The organism is Lacinutrix sp. 5H-3-7-4, from assembly GCF_000211855.2.
Classification (GTDB): domain Bacteria; phylum Bacteroidota; class Bacteroidia; order Flavobacteriales; family Flavobacteriaceae; genus Lacinutrix.
In genome coordinates, this window is the sequence record NC_015638.1 from 1169773 (window position 1) to 1192839 (window position 23067).

Annotated in this window: 17 protein-coding genes; 14 read left to right on the forward strand and 3 right to left on the reverse strand. The window is 29.6% G+C overall.

The window, feature by feature from the left end; translation table 11 throughout:
* Positions 1 to 104: 104 nt before the first annotated feature.
* The 6 genes from LACAL_RS05085 (at position 105) to LACAL_RS14980 (ending at position 9834) form a co-directional block, all read left to right on the forward strand.
* Positions 105 to 3668, forward strand: coding sequence for a DUF4175 family protein (locus LACAL_RS05085; protein ID WP_013869636.1), 3564 nt, complete (start codon positions 105 to 107; stop codon positions 3666 to 3668).
* On the forward strand, positions 3661 to 4071 hold the full coding sequence (ybeY, locus tag LACAL_RS05090) for an rRNA maturation RNase YbeY (RefSeq protein ID WP_013869637.1): 411 nt from the start codon (positions 3661 to 3663) through the stop codon (positions 4069 to 4071). Before LACAL_RS05085 ends, ybeY begins: the two co-directional genes overlap by 8 nt.
* A 207-nt stretch (positions 4072 to 4278) precedes the next feature.
* The gene (gene mnmG / locus LACAL_RS05095; protein WP_013869638.1) at positions 4279 to 6150 is read left to right on the forward strand and encodes a tRNA uridine-5-carboxymethylaminomethyl(34) synthesis enzyme MnmG; all 1872 of its coding nucleotides are present in this window, start codon (positions 4279 to 4281) and stop codon (positions 6148 to 6150) included.
* 74 nt (positions 6151 to 6224) lie between these two features.
* Positions 6225 to 7079, forward strand: a complete 855-nt coding sequence (locus LACAL_RS05100; RefSeq protein ID WP_013869639.1) for a class I SAM-dependent methyltransferase — start codon at positions 6225 to 6227, stop codon at positions 7077 to 7079.
* Between the two features lie 228 nt (positions 7080 to 7307).
* A complete protein-coding gene (locus LACAL_RS05105; protein WP_013869640.1) occupies positions 7308 to 7820 on the forward strand; it encodes an OmpH family outer membrane protein in 513 nt (170 codons plus the stop codon).
* 148 nt (positions 7821 to 7968) lie between these two features.
* Positions 7969 to 9834 carry a hypothetical protein gene (locus LACAL_RS14980; protein WP_013869641.1) on the forward strand — a complete coding sequence of 622 codons (1866 nt, stop codon included), beginning with the start codon at positions 7969 to 7971 and terminating at the stop codon, positions 9832 to 9834.
* 3 nt (positions 9835 to 9837) lie between these two features.
* Here LACAL_RS14980 and LACAL_RS05115 read toward each other — a convergent pair whose 3' ends face one another.
* Positions 9838 to 10758, reverse strand: a complete 921-nt coding sequence (locus LACAL_RS05115) for a diacylglycerol kinase family protein (protein ID WP_013869642.1) — start codon at positions 10756 to 10758, stop codon at positions 9838 to 9840.
* A complete protein-coding gene (locus LACAL_RS05120; protein ID WP_013869643.1) occupies positions 10758 to 11912 on the reverse strand; it encodes a DNA polymerase III subunit delta' in 1155 nt (384 codons plus the stop codon). Before LACAL_RS05120 ends, LACAL_RS05115 begins: the two co-directional genes overlap by 1 nt.
* A gap of 200 nt (positions 11913 to 12112) precedes the next feature.
* On the opposite strand from LACAL_RS05120, the gene LACAL_RS05125 reads away from it, so the two are divergent.
* The 4 genes from LACAL_RS05125 to LACAL_RS05140 all read left to right on the forward strand — a co-directional run bounded on the left by LACAL_RS05125 (position 12113) and on the right by LACAL_RS05140 (position 17531).
* Complete coding sequence (locus LACAL_RS05125) at positions 12113 to 13675, forward strand: hypothetical protein (RefSeq protein WP_013869644.1); 1563 nt, start codon at positions 12113 to 12115, stop codon at positions 13673 to 13675.
* A 12-nt stretch (positions 13676 to 13687) separates the two neighbouring features.
* Positions 13688 to 14875, forward strand: coding sequence for a phosphoglycerate kinase (pgk, locus tag LACAL_RS05130; RefSeq protein WP_013869645.1), 1188 nt, complete (start codon positions 13688 to 13690; stop codon positions 14873 to 14875).
* Positions 14876 to 14938: 63 nt separating this feature from the next.
* Positions 14939 to 16528, forward strand: a complete 1590-nt coding sequence (locus LACAL_RS05135) for a lytic transglycosylase domain-containing protein (protein WP_013869646.1) — start codon at positions 14939 to 14941, stop codon at positions 16526 to 16528.
* 22 nt (positions 16529 to 16550) lie between these two features.
* Positions 16551 to 17531, forward strand: coding sequence for a DUF4837 family protein (locus tag LACAL_RS05140; RefSeq protein WP_013869647.1), 981 nt, complete (start codon positions 16551 to 16553; stop codon positions 17529 to 17531).
* A gap of 71 nt (positions 17532 to 17602) precedes the next feature.
* Here LACAL_RS05140 and LACAL_RS05145 read toward each other — a convergent pair whose 3' ends face one another.
* Positions 17603 to 17785: a twin-arginine translocase TatA/TatE family subunit gene (locus LACAL_RS05145; protein WP_013869648.1), complete on the reverse strand. Its 183-nt coding sequence runs from the start codon at positions 17783 to 17785 to the stop codon at positions 17603 to 17605.
* 127 nt (positions 17786 to 17912) lie between these two features.
* On the opposite strand from LACAL_RS05145, the gene LACAL_RS05150 reads away from it, so the two are divergent.
* From LACAL_RS05150 to LACAL_RS05165, 4 genes are read left to right on the forward strand one after another with little or no spacing between them, the layout of a single operon-like run.
* Positions 17913 to 18785 carry a M23 family metallopeptidase gene (locus LACAL_RS05150; RefSeq protein ID WP_013869649.1) on the forward strand — a complete coding sequence of 291 codons (873 nt, stop codon included), beginning with the start codon at positions 17913 to 17915 and terminating at the stop codon, positions 18783 to 18785.
* Positions 18786 to 20285, forward strand: coding sequence for a GH3 auxin-responsive promoter family protein (locus LACAL_RS05155; protein WP_013869650.1), 1500 nt, complete (start codon positions 18786 to 18788; stop codon positions 20283 to 20285).
* A 28-nt stretch (positions 20286 to 20313) separates the two neighbouring features.
* On the forward strand, positions 20314 to 22005 hold the full coding sequence (locus tag LACAL_RS05160; RefSeq protein ID WP_013869651.1) for a hypothetical protein: 1692 nt from the start codon (positions 20314 to 20316) through the stop codon (positions 22003 to 22005).
* 2 nt (positions 22006 to 22007) lie between these two features.
* On the forward strand, positions 22008 to 23063 hold the full coding sequence (locus LACAL_RS05165) for a hypothetical protein (RefSeq protein ID WP_013869652.1): 1056 nt from the start codon (positions 22008 to 22010) through the stop codon (positions 23061 to 23063).
* Positions 23064 to 23067: the final 4 nt, after the last annotated feature.

Below are 23067 nucleotides of genomic sequence, written 5' to 3' on the forward strand. Positions count from 1 at the left end.
TAGCTATTAATCATTATTAACATTTTGCAGTTAACTATAAATAAAATAAAACTGTATTTTAGTGAGTTATAAACGATAAGTAACAATTTATACCATTTTAAACTTTGAATAATTTTAAAACCATACAATCTAAACTCGAACAGTTTATTAGAAAATATTATACTAACGAGCTTATTAAAGGTGCTATTTTATTTTTTAGTATTGGTTTATTATACTTTTTAATAACACTTTTAATAGAACATTTTTTATGGTTAAACTCTACAGCTAGAACCATTTTATTTTGGTTATTTATTGCTGTAGAATTTGGTTTGTTTGTTAAATTTATAGTGCTACCATTAGCTAAATTATTTAAATTACAACAAGGCATTAATTATGAAAAAGCTTCAACTTTAATTGGTAATCATTTTCCAGAAGTAAGTGATAAATTACTTAATGTTTTACAGTTGAATGCGTCACAGTCTAATTCCGAATTACTTCTAGCCAGTATAAACCAAAAATCGCAAGAGCTTACACCAATACCTTTTAAACTTGCTATAAATTTTAAAAAGAATATTAAATATTTAAAATATGCAGCTATACCAATAGCCATAATTGCTTTAGTAGCTATTTCTGGAAAATTAAACTGGTTTAGTGATAGCTACGAGCGCGTTGTAAATTATAAAACAGCTTACGAACCGCCAGCACCATTTCAATTTTTTGTTTTAAACGATAATCTTCAGGCAGTAGAAAATAAAAGTTTTAGATTAATTGTAAAAACCGCTGGAGACATGACTCCAGAAAATGCGCAAATTACTTATAATAACGAAACATACTTTTTACAACAACGTGGTCCAGGAGCTTTTGAGTATGTTTTCGAACAACCAAAAAACAATATAACGTTTAATTTACTAGCAAATAACGTAAACTCTAAACCCTATACTTTAAATGTAGCTCAAGTACCATCATTATTGAGTTTTAATATGGTTTTAGACTATCCTTCTTATACAAAAAAGAAAGACGAAACTTTAAAAAGTACAGGTAATGCAGTTGTGCCAGTTGGTACAAATATTACATGGAAATTAAAAACCAAAGCAACAGAAGAAGTAAAGCTATACGCTAAAGACACTACCATTTTTACAAAACAAAATAATGATAGTTTTTATACAACAAAACGTGTATATAATACATTAGATTATAACATAAGTACCAGCAACACTAAATTGCAAGATTACGAGAATTTAGCTTTTAATATTCAGGTAGTTAGAGATCAATATCCAGAATTAAAAATCCAGAGTAAAGTAGACTCTCTCGACTTACAAACACTATACTTTTTTGGTCAAGCTACAGATGATTATGGTTTAAAAAAATTACAATTAGTATATTATCCTAGCGGAAAAGAAAGCAATAAAAAGATTAAAAATATACCAATTTCTGGAAGTAATTATACCGAGTTTATTACTGCATTCCCTAATGCGTTAGAAATAACCGAAGGTATAAGCTACGATTTGTATTTTGAAGTAATAGATAACGATGCTGTAGCAAAAAATAAAAGCACAAAAAGTAATGTGTTTACTTATAGAAAAAGAACACAAAATGAAGAAGAGCAAAAACAATTACAAGAGCAAAACGAAACCATTCAAGATTTAAACAAATCATTAGATAAGTTTGATGAGCAACAAAAAGAATTAGAAGAACTATCTAAAACCCAAAAAGAAAAATCTCAATTAAATTTTAACGATAAAAAGAAATTTGAAAGTTTTATTAAACGTCAACAGCAGCAAGAAAAAATGATGCAAAAGTTTAATAAAAAACTTCAAGATAATTTAGAAGATTTTCAAAAAGAAAACAAAGAGAAAGATCAATTTAAAGAAGATTTAAAAAAGCGATTAAAACAAAACGAAGAACAACTTAAAAAAGATGAAAAATTACTCGAAGAACTTGAAAAGTTACGAGAGAAAATGAGTAAAGAAGAATTTTCAGAGAAAATAGACAAATTAGCCAAGCAAGCAAAAAGTCAAAAAAGAAGCTTAGAACAAATGTTAGAGCTTACCAAAAGATATTACATTTTTAAAAAAATGGAAAAAATTGGTAATGAGTTAGACAAGCTTGCTAAAAAACAAGACAGCTTAGCAAATAAAAAACCACAAGAAAACACTAAAGAAAAACAAGATGCTTTAAATAAAGACTTCGAAGAAATTTTAAAAGATTTAGAAGCAATTGAAAAAGAAAACAAACAATTAAAGCAACCTTTAAAACTTCCTAGAAACGAAAATAAAGAAGAAAATGTAAAAGAGGATCAAGAAAAAGCATCTGATGAATTAAAGAAAAAAGAAGAAAGTCAATCTCAAGAAGAGAAACAATCACAAAATAGTAAAGCACAAAAAAAGCAAAAAGCTGCAGCTCAAAAAATGAAACAAATGAGCATGCAAATGCAATCACAAATGCAACAATCTGGTCAAGATGCTATGCAAGAAGACATAGAAATGTTGCGTCAAATTCTAGATAATTTAGTTTTATTTTCTTTTGATGAAGAAGCAATAATGAACAAATTTGAAAGTATAGAAGTTAACCACAACGAGTATGCTACTTATTTAAAAAAACAAAAAAACTTACGTACACATTTTGAACATGTAGACGATAGTTTATTTGCATTATCCTTACGTCAACCAAAAATATCTGAAGACGTAAATAAAGAAATCTCCAATGTTTATTTTAGTATAGATAAAGCATTAGCACAATTAGCCGAAAATAATTTATATCAAGGTACAGCCGCACAACAATATACAGTTACCTCTGCAAATAATTTAGCTAATATGTTAAGCGATACCTTAGATAATTTACAAAATGCTATGGCTATGCCATCTCCAGGATCTGGTTCTGGAGAAGGCGGAATGCCACTTCCAGATATAATCATGAGTCAACAAGAACTTAATGAAATGATGAAAAAAGGAACGCAAAAAGGAAAAGATGGTGAGCCACAAAGTGGAGAAGGTAATAAACCAGGAGAAAAGGCTGGAGAAAAACCTGGGCAAGGAAAAAAACCTGGTGAGCAAGGAGAAAACGGAAAAGAAGGAAAAAATGGAAGTAAAGGAGATAAAGGCGGAAAAGGTGGAGAAAATGGTGATAGTGGAGCCAATGGTAATAATGGTAATTCTGGAAAAGGTAGTAAAGAAGGTAAAAATGGAAAAGATGGAGAAAATGGTGATGGAAACGGAAATGGAAAAAACGGGAAAAACGAAGGCTTAAATGGATTTAGTGAAGATGTAAATGGAGAATTATTTAAAATTTACCAACAACAACAGAAATTACGTCAAGCTTTAGAAGATAAATTATTACAAGATAAAATTAGCGGAAAAGGAGAAAGTGCACAAGCAAAGCAACTTGTAAAACAAATGGAAGATGTAGAAGATAATTTAATAAATAAAGGGTTTACAAATGAAACTTTAAATAAAATGATGAATATTCAACATCAATTATTAAAGCTAGAAAAAGCAACATTACAACAAGGGCAAGATAATAAGCGTAAATCTCAAACTAATAAAAAAGAATTTACCAATACTACAAGTAACCAAATACCAACAGCAAAAGAATATTTTAATACAACCGAAATATTGAATAAGCAAGCATTACCTTTGCAACCAGTTTACAAACAAAAAGTACAAGACTATTTTAAGCAAAATAATGATTAGTTTTAATTACGAAAATAACTTTAAGCTTCCTAATGAAGCAAAAATTAGCACGTGGATTTCTTCTGTAATTTTACAAGAAAACTGTATTGAAGAAGAAATAAATTATGTTTTTTGTGATGATGAATATCTTCATAAATTAAATGTAGAATTTTTAAATCACGACACTTTAACAGACATTATTAGCTTTGATTATTCAGTAGGAAAAAACTTACAAGGAGATATATTTATTTCAACGGAAAGAGTAGAGGATAACGCGAAAGATTTTAATGTTTCTTTTGAAACAGAATTACAGCGTGTACTTGTTCATGGTATTTTACACTATTGTGGTTATAAAGATAAATCTGATAGTGAAGCAAAACTAATGCGAGAGAAAGAAAACTTCTACCTTAATCTGCTTAAATAGAATTAACTAATTCGTTGTATATTTGCAAACTGAATTTTTTAAAAGCAATTTGTTCCACGTGGAACAGTATGTTTAATATTGAATAAATTTGTTTTTTATGTGAAATGTTTTTAAATGTTTCACGTGGAACATGTAAAATAATTAATAAAAATCATTTAATCTATTAACTATATTATAGATTAAATTTAATATAAAGTATTTAAAATTATGTTTAACGAAGTATACGATGTTATAGTGGTTGGAGCAGGACATGCAGGAAGTGAAGCTGCTGCTGCTGCTGCAAATATGGGTTCTAAAACCTTGCTTATAACAATGAATTTACAAAACATTGCGCAAATGTCTTGTAATCCTGCTATGGGCGGAATTGCTAAAGGACAAATAGTTCGCGAGATTGATGCGCTTGGTGGGTACTCTGGTATTGTAAGTGATACTTCTGCTATACAATTTAAAATGCTTAACAAATCTAAAGGTCCTGCAATGTGGTCACCAAGAGTACAAAGTGACCGTATGCGTTTTGCAGAAGATTGGAGGTTGCTTTTAGAGCAAACTCAAAATCTTGATTTTTATCAGGAAATGGTATCTGGCTTGGTGGTTGAAAATGGTAAAGTTGTAGGTGTAAAAACTTCTTTAGGAATCACAGTAAAAGCTAAATCTGTAGTATTAACTAATGGTACTTTTTTAAATGGTTTAATACATATTGGAGATAAAAATTTTGGTGGAGGTAGAGCAGGAGAAAGAGCAGCTACAGGAATTACAGAACAACTTATAGAATTAGGATTTGAATCTGGTAGAATGAAAACAGGAACACCACCAAGAGTAGATGGTCGTTCTCTAGATTATTCTAAAATGATTGAACAACCTGGAGATTTAAATCCAGAAAAGTTTTCTTATTTAGATACAACAAAACCATTAGAAAATCAGCGTTCTTGTTTTATGACTTATACAAGCGAAAAAGTTCACGATTTATTACGTGAAGGTTTCGATCGCTCACCAATGTTTAATGGTAGAATTAAAAGTTTAGGACCAAGATATTGTCCTTCGATAGAAGATAAAATTAACCGTTTTGCAGATAAAGATAGACATCAATTATTTGTAGAACCAGAAGGTTGGAATACTGTAGAAATGTATATAAATGGATTTTCAACTTCATTGCCAGAAGATGTTCAATTTAATGCATTACGATCTGTAGCAGGTTTTGAGAATGTAAAATTCTTTAGACCTGGTTATGCGATTGAGTACGATTATTTTCCGCCAACACAATTAAAACATACTCTAGAAACTAAGTTAGTTGATGGCTTATATTTCGCAGGTCAAATTAATGGTACAACTGGTTATGAAGAAGCAGCTTCTCAAGGATTAATGGCTGGTATAAATGCTGCTTTAAAAGTGCAAGAAAAAGATTCATTTATATTACAACGTAATGAAGCTTATATTGGTGTTCTTATAGACGATTTAATTACCAAAGGTACAGAAGAACCTTATAGAATGTTTACTTCTCGTGCAGAATATAGAACACTTTTAAGACAAGATAATGCAGATATTAGATTAACACCAAGAGGTTACGATTTAGGTTTAGCTAGTGAAAAACGTTTAAAAAGAATGGAGGAGAAGCTTAATGCTTCAAATCAATTTGTACAGTTTTTTAAAGACACTAGTGTAACGGCTAATGATGCTAATGTGGTTTTAGAATCTAAAAATTCTGCATCAGTTAAACAGCAAGGTAAGATGTTTAAATTATTTGCAAGACCAAATATTGATATGGATGATATGCGTAAATTTGAAAAAGTTGAAACATATATTCAAGAAAATAATCTTGACAGAGAAGTTTTAGAACAAGCAGAAATTCAAGTTAAATACGCTGGTTATATTTCTAAAGAAAAAAATAATGCTGATAAATTAAACCGACTTGAGAATATTAAAATTCCAGCTAATTTTAATTACTCACAGTTAAAATCTATGAGTTTAGAAGCAAGAGAAAAATTAAATAAAATTCAACCAGTTACTATTTCCCAAGCATCAAGAATTAGTGGTGTATCACCTGCAGATATTTCTGTGCTTTTAGTTTTTATGGGAAGATAAATTTAAGTGTTCCACGTGGAACGTGTTTCAGTTTTTAAATATATTAAAGCGTAAAATCAATTCAATTTTAACTTGTGCAAAATTCAAAAAAAATAAACTTTAAAGTAAAAGATTATTCTGTTTCTGGAGAAACATTTACTTTAATACACAATAATGAATTCGATTATTTAGAAACCTTACCTAAACCGTCTTTAAACAAACTACCTGAATATTATAAAAGCGAAGATTATATTTCTCACACAAATGCTAAACGAAATTTGTTTGAAAAAGTATACCATCAAGTAAGAGTATATTCCTTAAAGAAAAAAGTAAAACTTATAAACTCATTTAATACTGAGAGCAAAAATATTTTAGATTTTGGTTGTGGTACAGGTGCTTTTTTAAATGAAGCACAAAATCAAGGTTGGAATATTACAGGAATAGAACCAGATGAAAAAGCAAGAATTCTAGCCAATACTCAAACTAATAATGCTGTTTTACCTAGTCAAGATTTTAATACTTTACCAGAAAAAAGTTTTGATGTTATTACACTTTGGCATGTATTAGAACATATACCAGATTTACAAGAAAAAATATCTCAATTAAAAAAACTATTAAAAGAAAATGGTACTTTAATTATTGCTGTACCTAATTATAATAGCTTTGATGCAAAACACTATAAATCGTTTTGGGCTGCTTTTGATGTTCCTAGACATTTATGGCATTTTTCAAAAAAATCTATAACTACACTTTTTGCTAGAGAAAAAATGAAAGTTGTAAAAATAAAACCAATGCTATTTGATGCATTTTATGTAAGCTTACTTTCAGAAAAATATAAAACATCAAAAATGAATCCTATTAAATCTTTTTATACAGGATTGCTTTCAAATTTTAAAGCTATACGCTCTGGAGAGTATTCTTCTCTAATTTATGTAATAAAAAACATGTAAAATCTATTTTAGATTATTCTTTTGTGTTTTTATTAGCTGTTATGTAAATATACCTAAGGATTTTGTAAAAGTGTCTTAAAACAGCTTATTTGAAGCTGTTTTTTATAAAAGTCATCTATTTATTCTATAGTTTCTATAAATTTTCTATATACTATGTTTTTTACCATAAAAAATATAAATGCTACATATTTCTTTTTTCTACATTTGCGCTAAATCAAAATTTAAAAAATGAAAAAATTAGTTTTAGTATTTGTAGCAATAATATTTTTATCTGCTTGTGAGCAACAAAAAATTGGATATGTTGATAACGGAAAAGTTATTAATGAAATTCAAGAGAAAAAAGATATAGAATCTAAATACACACTTTTAGATGAATCTTTCAAAAAAAGAGCAGATAGTATTGGAAATGTTTATAGAACAGAATTTCAAGCATTGCAAACTAAATATGCAAGAGCTTCTCAACAAAAGCAGCAAGAGATGATGTTGCCTTTGCAAGCTAAAGCACAACAATTTCAACAGCAAATGCAAAACGAACAAACGCAAATGCAAACTGCTTATCAAACAGAAATTGATTCTGTAATTTCAAAAATGAAATTGTATGTTAAAGATTATGCTAAAAACAACGGTTATAACTATATTTTTGGTACTAATGAGTCTGTAGGAACTGTATTATATGGAGATGAAGGATCAGATATTTCTCAAAATATTATTGATGGATTAAACGATACTTATAAAAAATAATAACTTTTAAAACATTTTTAAAAAGACGCTAAGCATTTTCTTAGCGTCTTTTTTTATTTATCTAATCAATTACTTATCAATGCAATTGAAATAAATTCCTATATTTATAGTCGAAATAATTTACCGCTATTAATTATTCTATTTTATTATGAAAAACCAACTTTTGGTACTTTTCATAGCTATTGCCATTGTTGGAAAAATAAAAGCTCAAGAAGCTATTCCTTTTAAAACTCAAAACGAGTTTTATATCTATGGTGATGCTGTTGTGATTGGTAACAACATTCTTAGCAAAAATGCTATAGAACCGTTTAACGATTTATCTTTTGTTAACGATGATATTGACATGAAATATGTTGATATAGATAACGACGAGTCTACTTTTAGCTCCAGTGCAGCTTATTTAAATCTTCCAGAAAACCACTCTAAAATTAAGTATGCAGCCTTATACTGGTCTGCAACTTATAGTTATGAGCAAGGTTATAGACAAGAGTCTAATGGGCAGTTTTTATTTCAAGGAAAACGCGTTAAAGACCGAAAACCTATAAGTAAAATTAAATTTAAATTACCTAATGACTCTTATAAGAGCATTACAGGTAATGTTATTTTTGATGGCGCTAACGAAACCGCATTTACACTTAATTCACCATACGTTTGTATGGCAGATGTTACAAAACTACTACAATCTACTAAAACGGTTAATGGTAGTTATACTGTTGCAAATATTAACGCAACTAAAGGCTTTGTTTCTGGAGGTAGTGCTGCTGGTTGGTTATTATATGTTATTTACGAAGCTCCAACAAAAAACCCAAAATATATTACTACGTATAATGGCTTTGCACATGTAAGTGGAGAGCCAGTAAAACTTAAATTTTCAAATTTTAAAGCTTTAGAGAAAGGAGATGTAAGTACATCTGTCACTTTCGCTGCTTTAGAAGGCGATATAGCCTTAAATGAAGACGAATGTATACTTGTTAATCAACAAAGCAAAAGAGTGTCTTTATTAAGCACAAATAATAGACCTAGAAACAATTTTTTTAATAGTAAAATTACTATAGATGATGAGTTATTTGCCAAAAGAACACCTAACAGTGAAAATACCTTAGGTTTTGATATTATTTCTAAAAACATATCTAAAGATTCACAACCAATAGTTGATAATAATACAACCGAAATTGAAATGGCTTTTAATACAGAGTCTGATAGATTTTATTTGTTTTTTACAGCTTTTCAAACCGAGATTAGTAAAACTAATTACAATGAAAATAAAACAATAGAAATTTTAGAAGATGAAAGTAAATTTGTTACTAAATCTAAACCTGTTAAGGACAAAAAACCTGAAAAAGAACCTATAAAAACTTCAAATAAAGAAGAAATTGCTTTTACTCCTGCAAAAAGCATTCAAGCAGTAACAAACACTAAAAAAATAAAAACCAAAGTAAGTAAACCCGAAGTTTTTACGCCTAAAAAAGAAGCGCAATTAAAAGTTACAAATACCGATAACACTTATAAACCAAATAGAGAAGAAAAACCACTGCCTTTATGGTTACAAAAAAAAGATGGTATTAATCAAACACCAGTAAATGATAATATTTATAAACCAGAAGGTATAGTACTGCAAGAAAATAGACCAGAAAATGCGTTAGTTTTAAATAGAGAAAACTACAAAAAAGTATTAACTCCAGAAGACTATGTGTATGAAACACAGTCTTTTAAACGTGTTTTAAATCAAGACCCTACTTATATACAAGGTTTAGAAAAAGGCTATTATATTATAGCGTCTTTGAGTACAGACTTAGATGAGTCTATTGCATATCAAAATGAATTAAAAAGCAAAGGTGTTAATTCTAAAATGTTTAAAGATGTACCAAATAGTAAATACTATTTATATCTTTTTAATTCTGAAAATTTTTATGATGTATTTATGCTTAGAAAAGCATTTATTAAAAGTCCTTTTTTAGAAAATGTATGGATACTAAATATAAATATTGATGCTAAAATTATTAAAAAACTATAAGTCTTAGCAGTAAAAGGTAAAAGCATTTTTAATAATTAAAACTGAAATTTTTTCAGCTTTAAAAACCTCTCCATCTGCTTGTATGTTAAGGTTTATAGAGGTTTTGGGTTCAATTACAACACTATTGCTTTTAAAAACATTAACCTTTTTAACAGTGTGTAACTTGCCATTATAAAGTTTAAATATATGCTTAATAATTTCCCATTTACTAACATCGCCAATTATTGAAATATCAAATAAACCATCGTTAGGGTTTGGTGTGTTTGTAAGCCGCATATTATTACCCGAAAACTTACATATGCCAACCAATGTCATAAGTGATTTTGTATTTATAGTTTTTTCTGGTGTAACTAATTTTAGTTTAAAGTTTTTAAAGCGAAACATACCCAATAAAGCCGAAATTAAATACGATAAAGTACCAAACCGTTTTAAATTTTGTGTGTTTTTTGCAACAAACGCATCAAAGCCAATTCCTGCAATATTCACAAAATAGACAGGCGTTTTATTAGAGCTTAAAAAACTAATTTTACCAACATCTTGAATTTTAGTATGTCCTTTTTTAATAGTTTGTATTGCTTGATTAATGTTTGTAGAGATAGCGTAGTTTTTAACCCAATCATTGCCAGTACCAATTGGTATTATACCAATAGATATAGAAGCTGGTTTTGTAATATTTTGACTCATTAAACCATTAACAACATAATGTAATGTGCCATCACCACCAATAGAAATAAACTTAGAAAATCCTTTTTTAATTGCGTTTACAATAACTGTATTATTATGCCTATTTAACTCGCTAAAACTATACTCAAAATCAAAACCTTCTTTTTTTAAAAGCCTTTGTATATCTGGCCATTTTTTTAAGGCTTTACCATTTCCAGCTTTAGGGTTTATAATTACAAACCAGGATTTTAAATCTGGCATTATAAAGATTTTTTGTGAAGTAATCTTGTTAACTTAATAGATAAGTCGGTTAAAATAATTTTAGAGTTTCCGTTTCGTTCAATATGGTAAATTGCGTCCTGTAGCTCGTTAGAAATATCTAAAATATTGTTGTTATGTACAAAAGGAGCGAAATTTTCTAATTTAAATTTTTCGGTTTTAATATCCATATATACTAAAGATTCGGCATTATAATTTAATAATAAAGCTTGTCTAAAAAAGTCTAAGCAAAAGTTTAGAAATTGTTTTTGGGTTTCTCTACCAGTTTTCGCAATTTCTTCACTCCATTTAATTAAATCGTGAATAGCAGCTTTGTTACCTTTTGCTTTAAAAGCTGATCGTACCCAAAGTATAAACCAAGTTTCAAACTGTAAATCTTCACTATCTTGATATATTAAATCGCAGGCTTTATTGTAGTTTCCATTAGCTTGATGTGCTAATTTAGTAGCTACAGCTTCATTTAAATTAAAGTTTTTTATAAGTGCATTTTTTATATCAACTTCGGCTAAAGGAGGAAAATGTAATATTTGGCAACGCGACCTTATGGTATTAATAATACTTTCTTCATCTTCGGTAACTAAAATAAAAACGGTTTTATTTGGTGGTTCTTCAATTAATTTAAGAAGTTTATTTGCAGCTTGAGTATTCATTTTCTCTGCCATCCAAATAAGCATTACCTTATAACCACCTTCGTAAGATTTTAAAGTAAGAGATTTTACTATATCATGAGCTTCATCTACACCTATTTGTCCTTGCTTGTTATCAACACCAAGTAATTTATACCAGTCAAACAAATTACCATAAGGCTGTTTATTTAATAGTTCACGCCATTCTTCTAAAAAATGATTAGAAACAGGATGTCTTTTAACCTTATCGTTTGTAGTTACAGGAAAAGCAAAATGTAAATCGGGATGAGAAAAGTTTTTAAATTTTAAGTTACAAGCTTCATTACCATTATTGTTTTCTGCATCACTATTACTACATAAAATATATTGAGCGTAAGCAATAGCCATGGGTAATGTACCGCTACCTTCTGGTCCTACAAAAAGTTGTGCATGAGGAATGCGACCATAATCTGCACTCTTTGTAAGATGGTTTTTTATATGTTGTTGTCCTATTATATCACTAAAAAGCATAAAGCAAATATAGTTTATAGCAGTTATAGTTTAAATGTAACAAGAGAGAAAAAATATATTGTTTAACTTTTAAGTTATAAAAGCCTTATTTTAATTCGTATTTTATAGATGTTATATTTAAAGGGTATCACTCAATTTGTATATCTTTGATTCTTTAAATAAAGTCGCTATTTTTATTTTTTTACTAACCAATTAATTTAATGAAACAGTTTTTTCAATTTTGTTTTTGCTTATTAGCATTAAGCAGTGTTTCCTCTCAAGAAAAATTAGCTATAAAAGATAGTTTATCTTACGATGGAGCAAATTTTAAATCTGTAAACGAATATTATATTTATGGCGATTCTAAAGCAATTGGTAATACAATTTTAAGCGAACATAAATCTCGCGATTATAACGATTTAAATAGTGTTAATGACGATATAAAAATGAAATATATCGATATTGACGATGATAAATCAACCTTTAGTTCGAGTGCCGCAAAATTAAAGCTTCCAGATAACCTAAAAAAAATAACTTATGCAGGTTTATATTGGTCTGCAACCTATAGCTTAGAAGAAGGAAAGCGCCGTAAAGTAAAAGATAGTTACGAGTATAAAGGCGATTTTAGACAAGAAACAGCTATAGATACCATAAAACTTAAAACGCCAAATGGCGAGTACCAAACTATTAGTGGAGAAATTATTTACGATGGCGCAACAAACCCAACACATGCTATAAACTCTCCATACGTTTGTTATGCAGATGTTACAAATATTTTAAAAAATGCTCCAGAGCAAAATGGGTATTATACTGTTGCAAATGTAAAAGCCTCAAGAGGTTATATTTCTGGCGGTAGTGCAGCAGGATGGATGCTTTATATAATTTACCAATCACCAACAGATAATCCTAAATACATTTCAACCTATAATGGATTTGGTTTAGTAAATAATTTACCTGTAGATATAAACTTTAAAAATTTTAAATCTATAGACCAAGGCGATGTAAAAACATCCCTAACAGTATCTGCTTTAGAGGGTGATATAACATTATTGCAGGATGAGTGCGCTATAGTCACAAAAAACGGGAAATTTCAATCATTAAGTAATGGTGCCAGGTATCAGCAAAACTTTTTTAATAGTAGTATAACATCAAACAGTATCATAAATTCCGATAGAATTCCAGCAAGTAGAAATACCTTAGGTTTTGATATTGCAGAGCTAGAAATACCAAACTATAATAACGAAATTATAGATAATAATACTAGTGAAACAACTCTAAGATTAAAAACAAAATCAGACAGGTTTTATCTTTATTTTGCAGCTTTTCAAACCGAAATAAGCCAGGATTTTTTTAAAGATATAGTAGAAGACCAGCAGCCTGTAAGTAATGTTTCTAAAATAGAGCCAGAGACTATTAGGACTACTGTTGAAGAAGTAAAAAAAACAAAACCAAAATACGTATGGAAACCACCAGGAAAATTAGGGTTTGGTTCACGCGCATATAAATATACAATATCAAAACCATCAACAATAATTACAGATGTTCCATCTGGATATTATGTAATATCAAATGTGTTTTCTGGAAAAAACAGAGCTAGAAAATGGGAACGATATCTAATTAAAAAAGGGTATACACCTTTTACGTTTACAAACCCTAAAAATAATTGGGAATATGTAGCGGTTTTGAAAACAGAAGATTCTAAAAAAGCCTTTATAAAACAACAAGAAATGGTTCAAGAATATCGTTTTAGAGATACTTGGATATTAAAAGTTAACCTAGATTAATAGTAAAAGATTATGAAAACAATTGAAAACTTCAATTTTAAAAATAAAAAAGCACTAATTAGAGTAGATTTTAATGTGCCATTAGATAGTAATTTTAATGTTACAGATGCAACAAGAATTTCTGCAGCAAAACCAACTATTATAAAAGTTTTAGAAGATGGTGGAAGTTGTATTTTAATGTCTCACTTAGGAAGACCAAAAGGAGTACAGGAAGAGTTTTCTTTAAAGCATATAGTAAATAAAGTAGAAGATATAATTGGAGTAGAAACAAAATTTGTATCTACAGCAACAGGAGAAGCAGCAGAGCAAGCAGCTAATAATTTAAAACCAGGAGAAATTTTAATATTAGAAAACTTAAGATTTAACGAAGAAGAAACAAAAGGTGAAAAAGATTTTGCTCAAGCACTTTCAAAGCTTGGCGATATTTATGTAAATGATGCTTTTGGTACAGCACATAGAGCGCACGCATCAACAACAGTAGTTGCAGATTTTTTTCCAGAAAACAAATGCTTTGGTAGCTTATTAGCACAAGAAATTAAAAGTATAGATAAAGTTTTAAAAACAGGAGAAAAGCCTGTGTTAGCAATTTTAGGAGGCGCAAAAGTATCTTCTAAAATTACTATTATAGAAAACATTTTAGACGCCGTAGATCACTTAATAGTTGGAGGAGGAATGGCTTTTACGTTTATTAAAGCACAAGGTGGAAGTATAGGAAACTCGCTTGTGGAAGACGATAAAATGGAGCTAGCATTAAGCATTTTAAAACAAGCTGAAGCTAAAAATGTAACCATTCACTTACCTACAGACTCTGTAATAGCAGACGATTTTAGTAATGATGCAAATACAAAAATTTGTGATATTAAAAACATTCCAGATGGTTGGATGGGATTAGATGCAGGACCAGAATCTAGAAAGCAATTTCATGATGTTGTAATGCAATGTAAAACCATTTTATGGAATGGACCATTAGGTGTTTTTGAAATGGAAAACTTTGCAAACGCAACAATAGCTCTAGGTAATTCTATAGCCGAAGCTACAAAAAAAGGAGCATTTTCTTTAGTTGGTGGAGGAGACTCTGTAGCAGCAGTAAAACAGTTTGGTTTCGAGAAAAAAGTAAGTTATGTAAGTACTGGTGGTGGCGCAATGCTAGAAAGTTTAGAAGGAAAAACGCTACCAGGAATTGCTGCAATACTAGAATAATAAATCGTGTTTAAATACCATACAGTAGTATTAAACGTTAGTTTTAAACACAAATTTTTTTAAATGAAAATTTATTATCAATATTCAATATTATTTGTATTATTCTCTTTCTTAAATGTGAGTAATGCTCAGGATTCTATACAATTAAATAAAAAAAGATTGTCAGAATCTCAATTAGTAGCAGGAGAAAAATATGTAATAGATACCATTATAGATGGCAAAGTATTATTTAAGCAATCTATAGAACCTGTTGAACCTGTAGACTTAACAAAAGAGTTGCAAGATCACGAATTAGCATTAGAGATTGATAAAAAATGGATGGAAGAACTGTATAGTACTTCTTTATTCGATACTATTTATCGAGAAGTAACAAACCTTAAATATGAAGCTGTTTATTACCCAGAACTTACAACAGATACTTTAAAAGCAAGATTAGAGAGGTTAAATGCAAGAACACCATTTAATGTAGAATATAATCCGCAATTAGAAAATATAATAAAACGTTGGCTAAAAACTAGGCATCAATCAATGGAGCGATTAATGGGTTTGAGTAAATATTATTTTCCAATGTTTGAGCGTGAACTAGATAATTACAACATTCCTTTAGAGATGAAATACCTCTCAATAGTAGAATCTGCACTAAAACCAAGAGCAAAATCTAGAGTTGGTGCAACAGGATTGTGGCAATTTATGTTTGCAACCGGGAAGCAATATGGTTTAGATGTTAGTAGTTATGTAGACGAGCGTAGCGACCCAATAAAATCTACAGAATCTGCTGCAAAATACTTAGCAAAATTATATGAGATTTTTGGAGATTGGGATTTAGCATTAGCAGCATATAACTCTGGCCCAGGTAATGTAAGTAAAGCAATAAGACGTTCTGGCGGTTATAAAAATTATTGGAATATCCGTTCTAATTTACCACGTGAAACAGCAGGTTATGTTCCTGCATTTTTAGCAACAATGTATATTTTTGAATACGCAAAAGAACACGGTTTTATACAGCATAAACCAAAGTTTAATTATGTCGAGACAGATACTATTAGGGTAAAGCAAATGATTACTCTAGATCAAGTATCAGAGTTTACAGGTGTAAATATTGAAACGCTTCAGTTTTTAAACCCATCATATAAATTAGATATCATTCCATATATAAAAGGAAAAAACTATACCTTAAGACTTCCTAGAACTATTGTTGGTGCTTTTGTTAATAATGAAGCTCAAATGTATGCTTTTGCAAAAGCTGAATTCGATAAAAGAGAAAAACCATTACCACAACTAATACAATCAGACACTAAAACAAGGTATCGTGTTAAACAAGGAGATTATTTGGGTAAAATAGCAAGAAAGTTTGGAGTAAGGGTAAGCCAAATTAAAAGATGGAATGGTTTAAGAAGTAATAATTTAAAAATAGGACAAAGGCTAACAATATTTCCAAGAAATCCTTCGGCAGTAACAAATAAAGCAATAAAAGCAAACACCTCAAACCTTTCAAATTATACAGGAAAAACTTACAAAGTAAAGAGTGGAGACTCATTATGGAGTATTTCTCAAAAATTTCCAGGAATTTCTGTTGAAAATATTAAAGAATGGAACGATATTAGTGGTACTAAATTAAAACCGGGTATGACCTTGAAAATTTCAAAAGGTTAATTCCAAAAAAACAAAAAATATTATGCGAAAAATTTTGATGTTGGCCTTAGTTTTAATGTCTGTATTATCATGCGACAATAAAAAAGGAGTTAGAATTTTACCAGAGTCTGCAGGACCAATTAATAATATTGCTATTGTAATAGACAATGAATATTGGGCAAATACGACAGGAGAAACTTTAAGAAACATTTTAGCAGCGCCAATAGATGGCTTGCCTCAACAAGAACCATTATTTTCTTTAAGACAAATACCACCAGAAGTTTTTACTGGCTTTGCAAAAGAAAATAGGAACGTTTTAAAAATAGAGCAAGGCGAAGCAGATTTTAAAATAACAAGAGATGTATATGCTAGACCTCAAAAAGTTATTGTAGTAAGCGGAAAGGATATTGCAGAAATTAAATCGCAAATCAATGATAATGCAGATAAAATTATTGCAGGATTTAAAGCCGAAGATATTAGAGAAAAGCAACGCCAATCTAGAAAATCGTTGTATAACGCAACAGAAATTGAAGAAAATTTAGGTTTAAAAATAGAATTTCCTTCGCCATATAAAATTAGTAACACAATAGCTAAACCAGAAGATAAATTTTATTGGATTAAAAAAGATATTCCTACAGGTTATACAAATGTACTTTTGTATGAATTACCATTAAACGCTATTAAAAAAGAAGACAGTTTAATTGCTCAAATAGTAAAAATTAGAGATTCTATTGGTAAAAAGTATATTGGTGGGCCAACAGATGGTAGCTTCATGTCTACAGAAAAAGCCTATGCGCCACACTTGTACGAAACAATTTTAGATAATAAACCAACAATAGAAGTAAAAGGTATTTGGGATGTTGCAGGAGCATTTATGTCTGGACCTTTTATAACGTATTTTATAGAAGATAAAATAAACAACAGATACATTGTAGCAGAAGGTTTTGCTTACGCACCTTCAGTTTCAAAAAGAGATCAAGTTTTTGAATTAGAATCTATTATAAAGTCTATTAAAATTAATTAAGTTTTAAGTAAAATATATAGTAACAAAAAAACCATCACAATTGTGATGGTTTTTTTTATTAATATAGAAACTTAATTTTTTTCTTCAGCTTTATTTTCATCTTCTTTACTAGCGTCTTTAAATTCCTTTATGCCGCTACCAAGACCTTTCATTAATTCAGGAATCTTTTTACCTCCAAAAAGTAATAAAATAGCCAAAACAATTAATCCTATTTGCCATGGGCCAGGCGCTAAAAATATGCTTAGTGATATCATAATAATTCAATTTAGGTTGCAAAGTTAATAATTAAACTTTAATAATAACGTTTAAAACTTAACTTTAGCATATTGTAAAACAGCTAAAGCTATAATTTTATTTACATTTGTTTTAATTAATGTTTCAATGGCAAAGAAGACAAAAAAAACCAAAAAAATATCCAAAAAGTTACTACACAAGTACCGTTTAGTAATTTTAAACGAAGATACTTTTGAAGAGAAGTTGGCATTTAAACTAACACGTTTAAACGTATTTGTATTACTATCTCTATCAACCTTCTTTTTAATTGTATTTACAATATTGTTTATTGCATTTACGCCACTAAAAGAATACATTCCTGGCTATTCTTCTACAGCATTAAAAAAGAAAGCTGTCGAGTTAAATTTTAAAACCGATTCGTTACAACAAGTTATAACACTAAATGATCAATATTACGCTTCTATAAAACAAGTTTTAAAAGGGGAAGTTAACACGTTAGAATTTAATAGAGATTCTATTATAGAGGCTGCAAGTTTAGATCCTAGTGAAGTAGATTTATCTCCTAGTGAAGCAGATTCTATACTTAGAGCAAAAGTAGATAAAGAAGATAAATACAGTTTATTCGAAACAGCAAAATCAAGAACAAATTTTGTGCTTTTTCCTCCAGTAAATGGTGAAATAAGCGAAACATATAACGCAGAAGAAAAACATTACGCAGTAGATGTGGTAGTTGCAAAAGATACACCAGTAAAAGCTACGGCCGATGGTACTGTTATTTTTTCAGAATGGACTTCACAAACAGGTTTTGTTATAATAATAGAGCACAGTTATGGTTTAATTTCTGTATATAAACATAACGCAACACTAACAAAAAGCCAAGGCGAATTAGTAAAATCGGGAGAAGTTATCGCTACCGCAGGTAATACAGGAGAATTAAGTACAGGACCTCATTTGCATTTCGAATTATGGAGTGATGGCTATCCTGTAAATCCAACTAATTTTATAGATTTCAAAAAATAAATGTCAATAAAATCAATTTTAGCAAAACCTTTTGCAGCTTTTGTAAATAGATCGGTTTCTAAATGGGCTAATAACCCTATAGAAACACAAAATAAGGTGTTTCAAAATTTAATAACTCAAGCAGAAAAAACAGAATTTGGTAAAGACCACGATTTTAAAAATATAAAAAACCATCATGATTTTGTAAAGCGTGTTCCAATAAGAGATTACGAAGCTCTAAAACCTTACGTAGAAAAGGTCGTTGCTGGAGAAGAGAATATTTTATGGACAGGCAAGCCGTTATATTTCGCTAAAACCTCTGGTACAACCTCTGGCGCTAAATATATACCAATAACGGCAGAGAGCATGCCTAATCATATAAAAGCAGCTAGAAATGCAATACTGCTTTATATACACGAAACAGGAAATTCGAAGTTTGTAGACGGTAAAATGATTTTTTTACAAGGTAGTCCAATTTTAAAAGAAGAAAACGGTGTCCAATTAGGAAGGCTTTCCGGCATTGTTGCACACTTTGTACCAAAATACCTTCAAAAAAACCGATTACCATCATGGGAAACAAATTGTATTGAAGATTGGGAAACTAAGGTAGATGCTATAGTTAAAGAAACCTTACCAGAAAACATGACTATAATATCTGGAATTCCATCTTGGGTACAAATGTATTTTGAAAAATTACAACAAAAAACAGGAAAACAAGTAGGTGACATTTTTAAAAACTTTAACCTTTTTATATTTGGAGGCGTAAATTACGAACCATATCGTGCTAAATTTGAAAGTCTAATAGGCCGAAAAGTAGATAGTATAGAATTGTATCCTGCAAGTGAAGGTTTTTTTGCATTTCAAGATAAACAAAACGAAAAAGGCATGCTTTTACAGTTAGACTCTGGTATGTTTTACGAATTTGTTTTAGCCGAAGATTTCTTTAAAGAAAACCCAAAACGTATAACCCTAAAAGAAGTAGAATTAGACAAAAATTATGTCATGATAATTTCTACAAATGCTGGATTATGGGCGTATAACTTAGGAGATACAATAATGTTTACAAGCCTAAAACCGTACCGTGTTATTGTTTCAGGAAGAATAAAACACTTTATATCTGCATTTGGTGAACATGTAATAGCAAAAGAAGTAGAACACGCTTTAAAAATGGCAACTAAAACCGAAAACATTAGTATAAACGAGTTTACTGTAGCACCTCAAATAAGTCCAGAATCTGGATTACCATACCACGAATGGTTTATAGAATTTGAGAAAGTACCAGAAAATAAATTGGCTTTAGCACAAAAAATAGATGCAGCAATGCAGCAACAAAACAGTTACTATTTAGATTTAATAGAAGGTAAAGTATTACAGCCACTTAAAATTACAATTGTTCCTAAAAATGGTTTTAAAAACTATATGAAATCTATAGGAAAATTGGGAGGACAAAATAAAATTCCACGTTTAGCAAACGATCGTAAAATAGCAGATGCTTTAAAAAACCAAATTATTGTTAAATAATAGTATCTTTGACCGTTAAAGAGAGCAAATGAGTAAGATAAAAAAACACGAAAGAACTAGAGCCCAAGAGAGTTCTAACGCCATTGAGAGAATGTACATTACCATGAGACATTTATTTAACCGTGGTTTTTATAAACCTATGGGAATATCTGGCGAAACACTTAGAGAAGCTTTATTAGTACTCAGACCAGAAATTTATGGTTCTATTGCAGATGAAAAAGCAGAGCTAGAAGGACTTTTATACGTTATAGACAGATTACCAATAGGTATCGAGCAGTGTCGTTTTATAAATCTAACAAGTGATGAAGGTTATGCAGACTCTCATTTCGAACCAATAATTCCTCCAAAAAGAAGACGTAATTGTTACCGTATTGACGAGGAGCAAATGAATATTGAAATCACACGTGGACGTAGTGAAATTTACGATATTTTAACACACCTAACATTCCTATTTATAGAATCTCACAAAATTGCTAAACGTATTATTATAGACGAAAAAGGAGCAACAACAAGAGATTGGATAAAATTAGAAAACGCTGTTGTAAGTAAAAAGAAACTAACAAAACAAGAAAGAGAAATAGCCATAACGCATACTGCAAACATTCTAGGTAGAACTTTTAAAGAACTGTCTGATGTTTACCCAATATTTGCAACAAAAAAACATCCTGAAAGATTACTGGAAATAGTATATTGGTTAGGTAAATTAGCTGTAGATGAGGTTGTTAATAATAACAAACGTACAGTAACATTTAGTCCAGTGTTACGTGAACGCTTAGGGCATCATATTCATGGTGAACGTTGGGCAAATACAATAAAGGAAACACTTGATAAACATGGCTTATTATCAAGACCAATACATATTTTAAGTGCCAACTTACATAGTGTTATGAATACGCTATATGCACCACAAGCATTAAAAAACAAAAAAGATATATTTGAAGTTTACGAAGCCTTAAGCAGTTCAGAAAATGAAGCCTTACGCAATAAAGTTACTCAAAAAGCTTTACAGCAAGGCATGATTTATATTAAAGATAGTTCTGGCACAAACATAAACGTTCAAATTTTTGATACAGCACAACTAGATTTAAAGCAAACAGATTTAGACATAAAAGAAGCTGGTAAGGATGCTGAAAAACCAGTACTATTTGTAATGGATTATGCATTTGGAGAGCAAGCATACGAGACCATAGACGAGCTTTTAAAACCTTATGGAGAAAAAGGTAATAAAACACATTTAAATATTGAGTCTATATCAGTAATGGGTAAAGCCGGAATTTTAGAAGGAGGAAAAGGAGATATAATGATTCCTTCAGCACATATTTTTGAAGGTACTGCAGATAACTATCCATTTGAAAACGAACTTACAAAAGAAGATTTAGATAATCAAGGTGTTACGGTATTTGAAGGAAGTATGATAACCGTTCTTGGCACATCACTTCAAAATAAAGACATTTTAAAGTTCTTTTACAATTCTACATGGAATGTTATTGGGCTTGAAATGGAAGGAGCACACTATCAAAAAGCAATACAAGCAGCATCAAAAGTTAGAGGCAGTATAAACCCAAACGTTAAAGTAAGATACGCGTATTACGCAAGTGATAATCCACTAGAAACAGGAAGTACTTTAGCTTCTGGAGGATTAGGAACCTCTGGCGTAAAGCCAACATACTTAATAACAAGAAAAATTTTGCAACAAATATTTAATAATACCAATAATTAATAATGAACCAAGATTCACAACCAAATAAAAACACAAACGAAGAAGTTGACTTAATTGTGTTTTTTAACCTTATCGGGAATGCTATAAATAAAGTGTTTTTATTTGTAAAATCTATTTTTATTGGAATATATAGCATATTTATTTCTGTTATAAGAGAAATATTTTTAAACATTAAAATTATAGCTGCGGTTTTAATAGTAGCAGTAATTATTGGTTATGTTCTAGATTCTCAAAAACAAAAAGTATTTTATTCAGAAATGTTTGTTGTACCAAAGTTTGAATCAAAATACGAGCTAATAAATAATATAAGTTATTATAATTCTTTAATAAAGGTTAAAGATATTGACGAGTTATCAAATCAGTTTAATATAAATGAAGTTGAAGCGAAATCACTTGTTGATTTTGAAATAGAAATAGGGCCTGAGTCAAAAAATGAACAATTAGAAAGTTTTAATGGCTTTTTAAAGACATTAGATAGCACTACAAAAACTAAAATTTCTTTTGAAGATTATATCGAAAATAGAAACATTTATACAGCAAGTATATTTTTATTAAGGGCACGTTCATCTAATTATAAGATTTTTAAGAAATTAGAACAAGGGCTTTCAAGTTCTATAAATAATGAATTTTCAGATATTGAAAAGAAAAAAAGAGATTCGGTTTTAATGCTTGAAAAAGAAAATTTAGAACAATCTTTAGTTGAAGTAAGAAAGTTAAAAGATGCATATTTAGATGTTTTACAAAAAGAATCTGAAAAAAATGTAGTGTCTTCAAATTTAGGAAGTTCTTTAGGGTTTCAAGTGGAAAAAACCGAAACAAAAGAAGACCAATTATTAACTAGAGAGATAGATATTTTAAATAAACTAAACGGCATTAAAAAAGAGCTAGTTGTAAATGATCAGGTTTTCGAAAAAATATCGTCTTTTAAAGAAAAAGGGCTTTTATACGATGTTTGGTATAAAAAATACATGTTAATATTTCCAGTATTAGGGTTAATTTTATTAATCTTAATGGGATCTTTTGTTAAATTTTACAAGCATGTGCTTAACTATAAATAAAAAC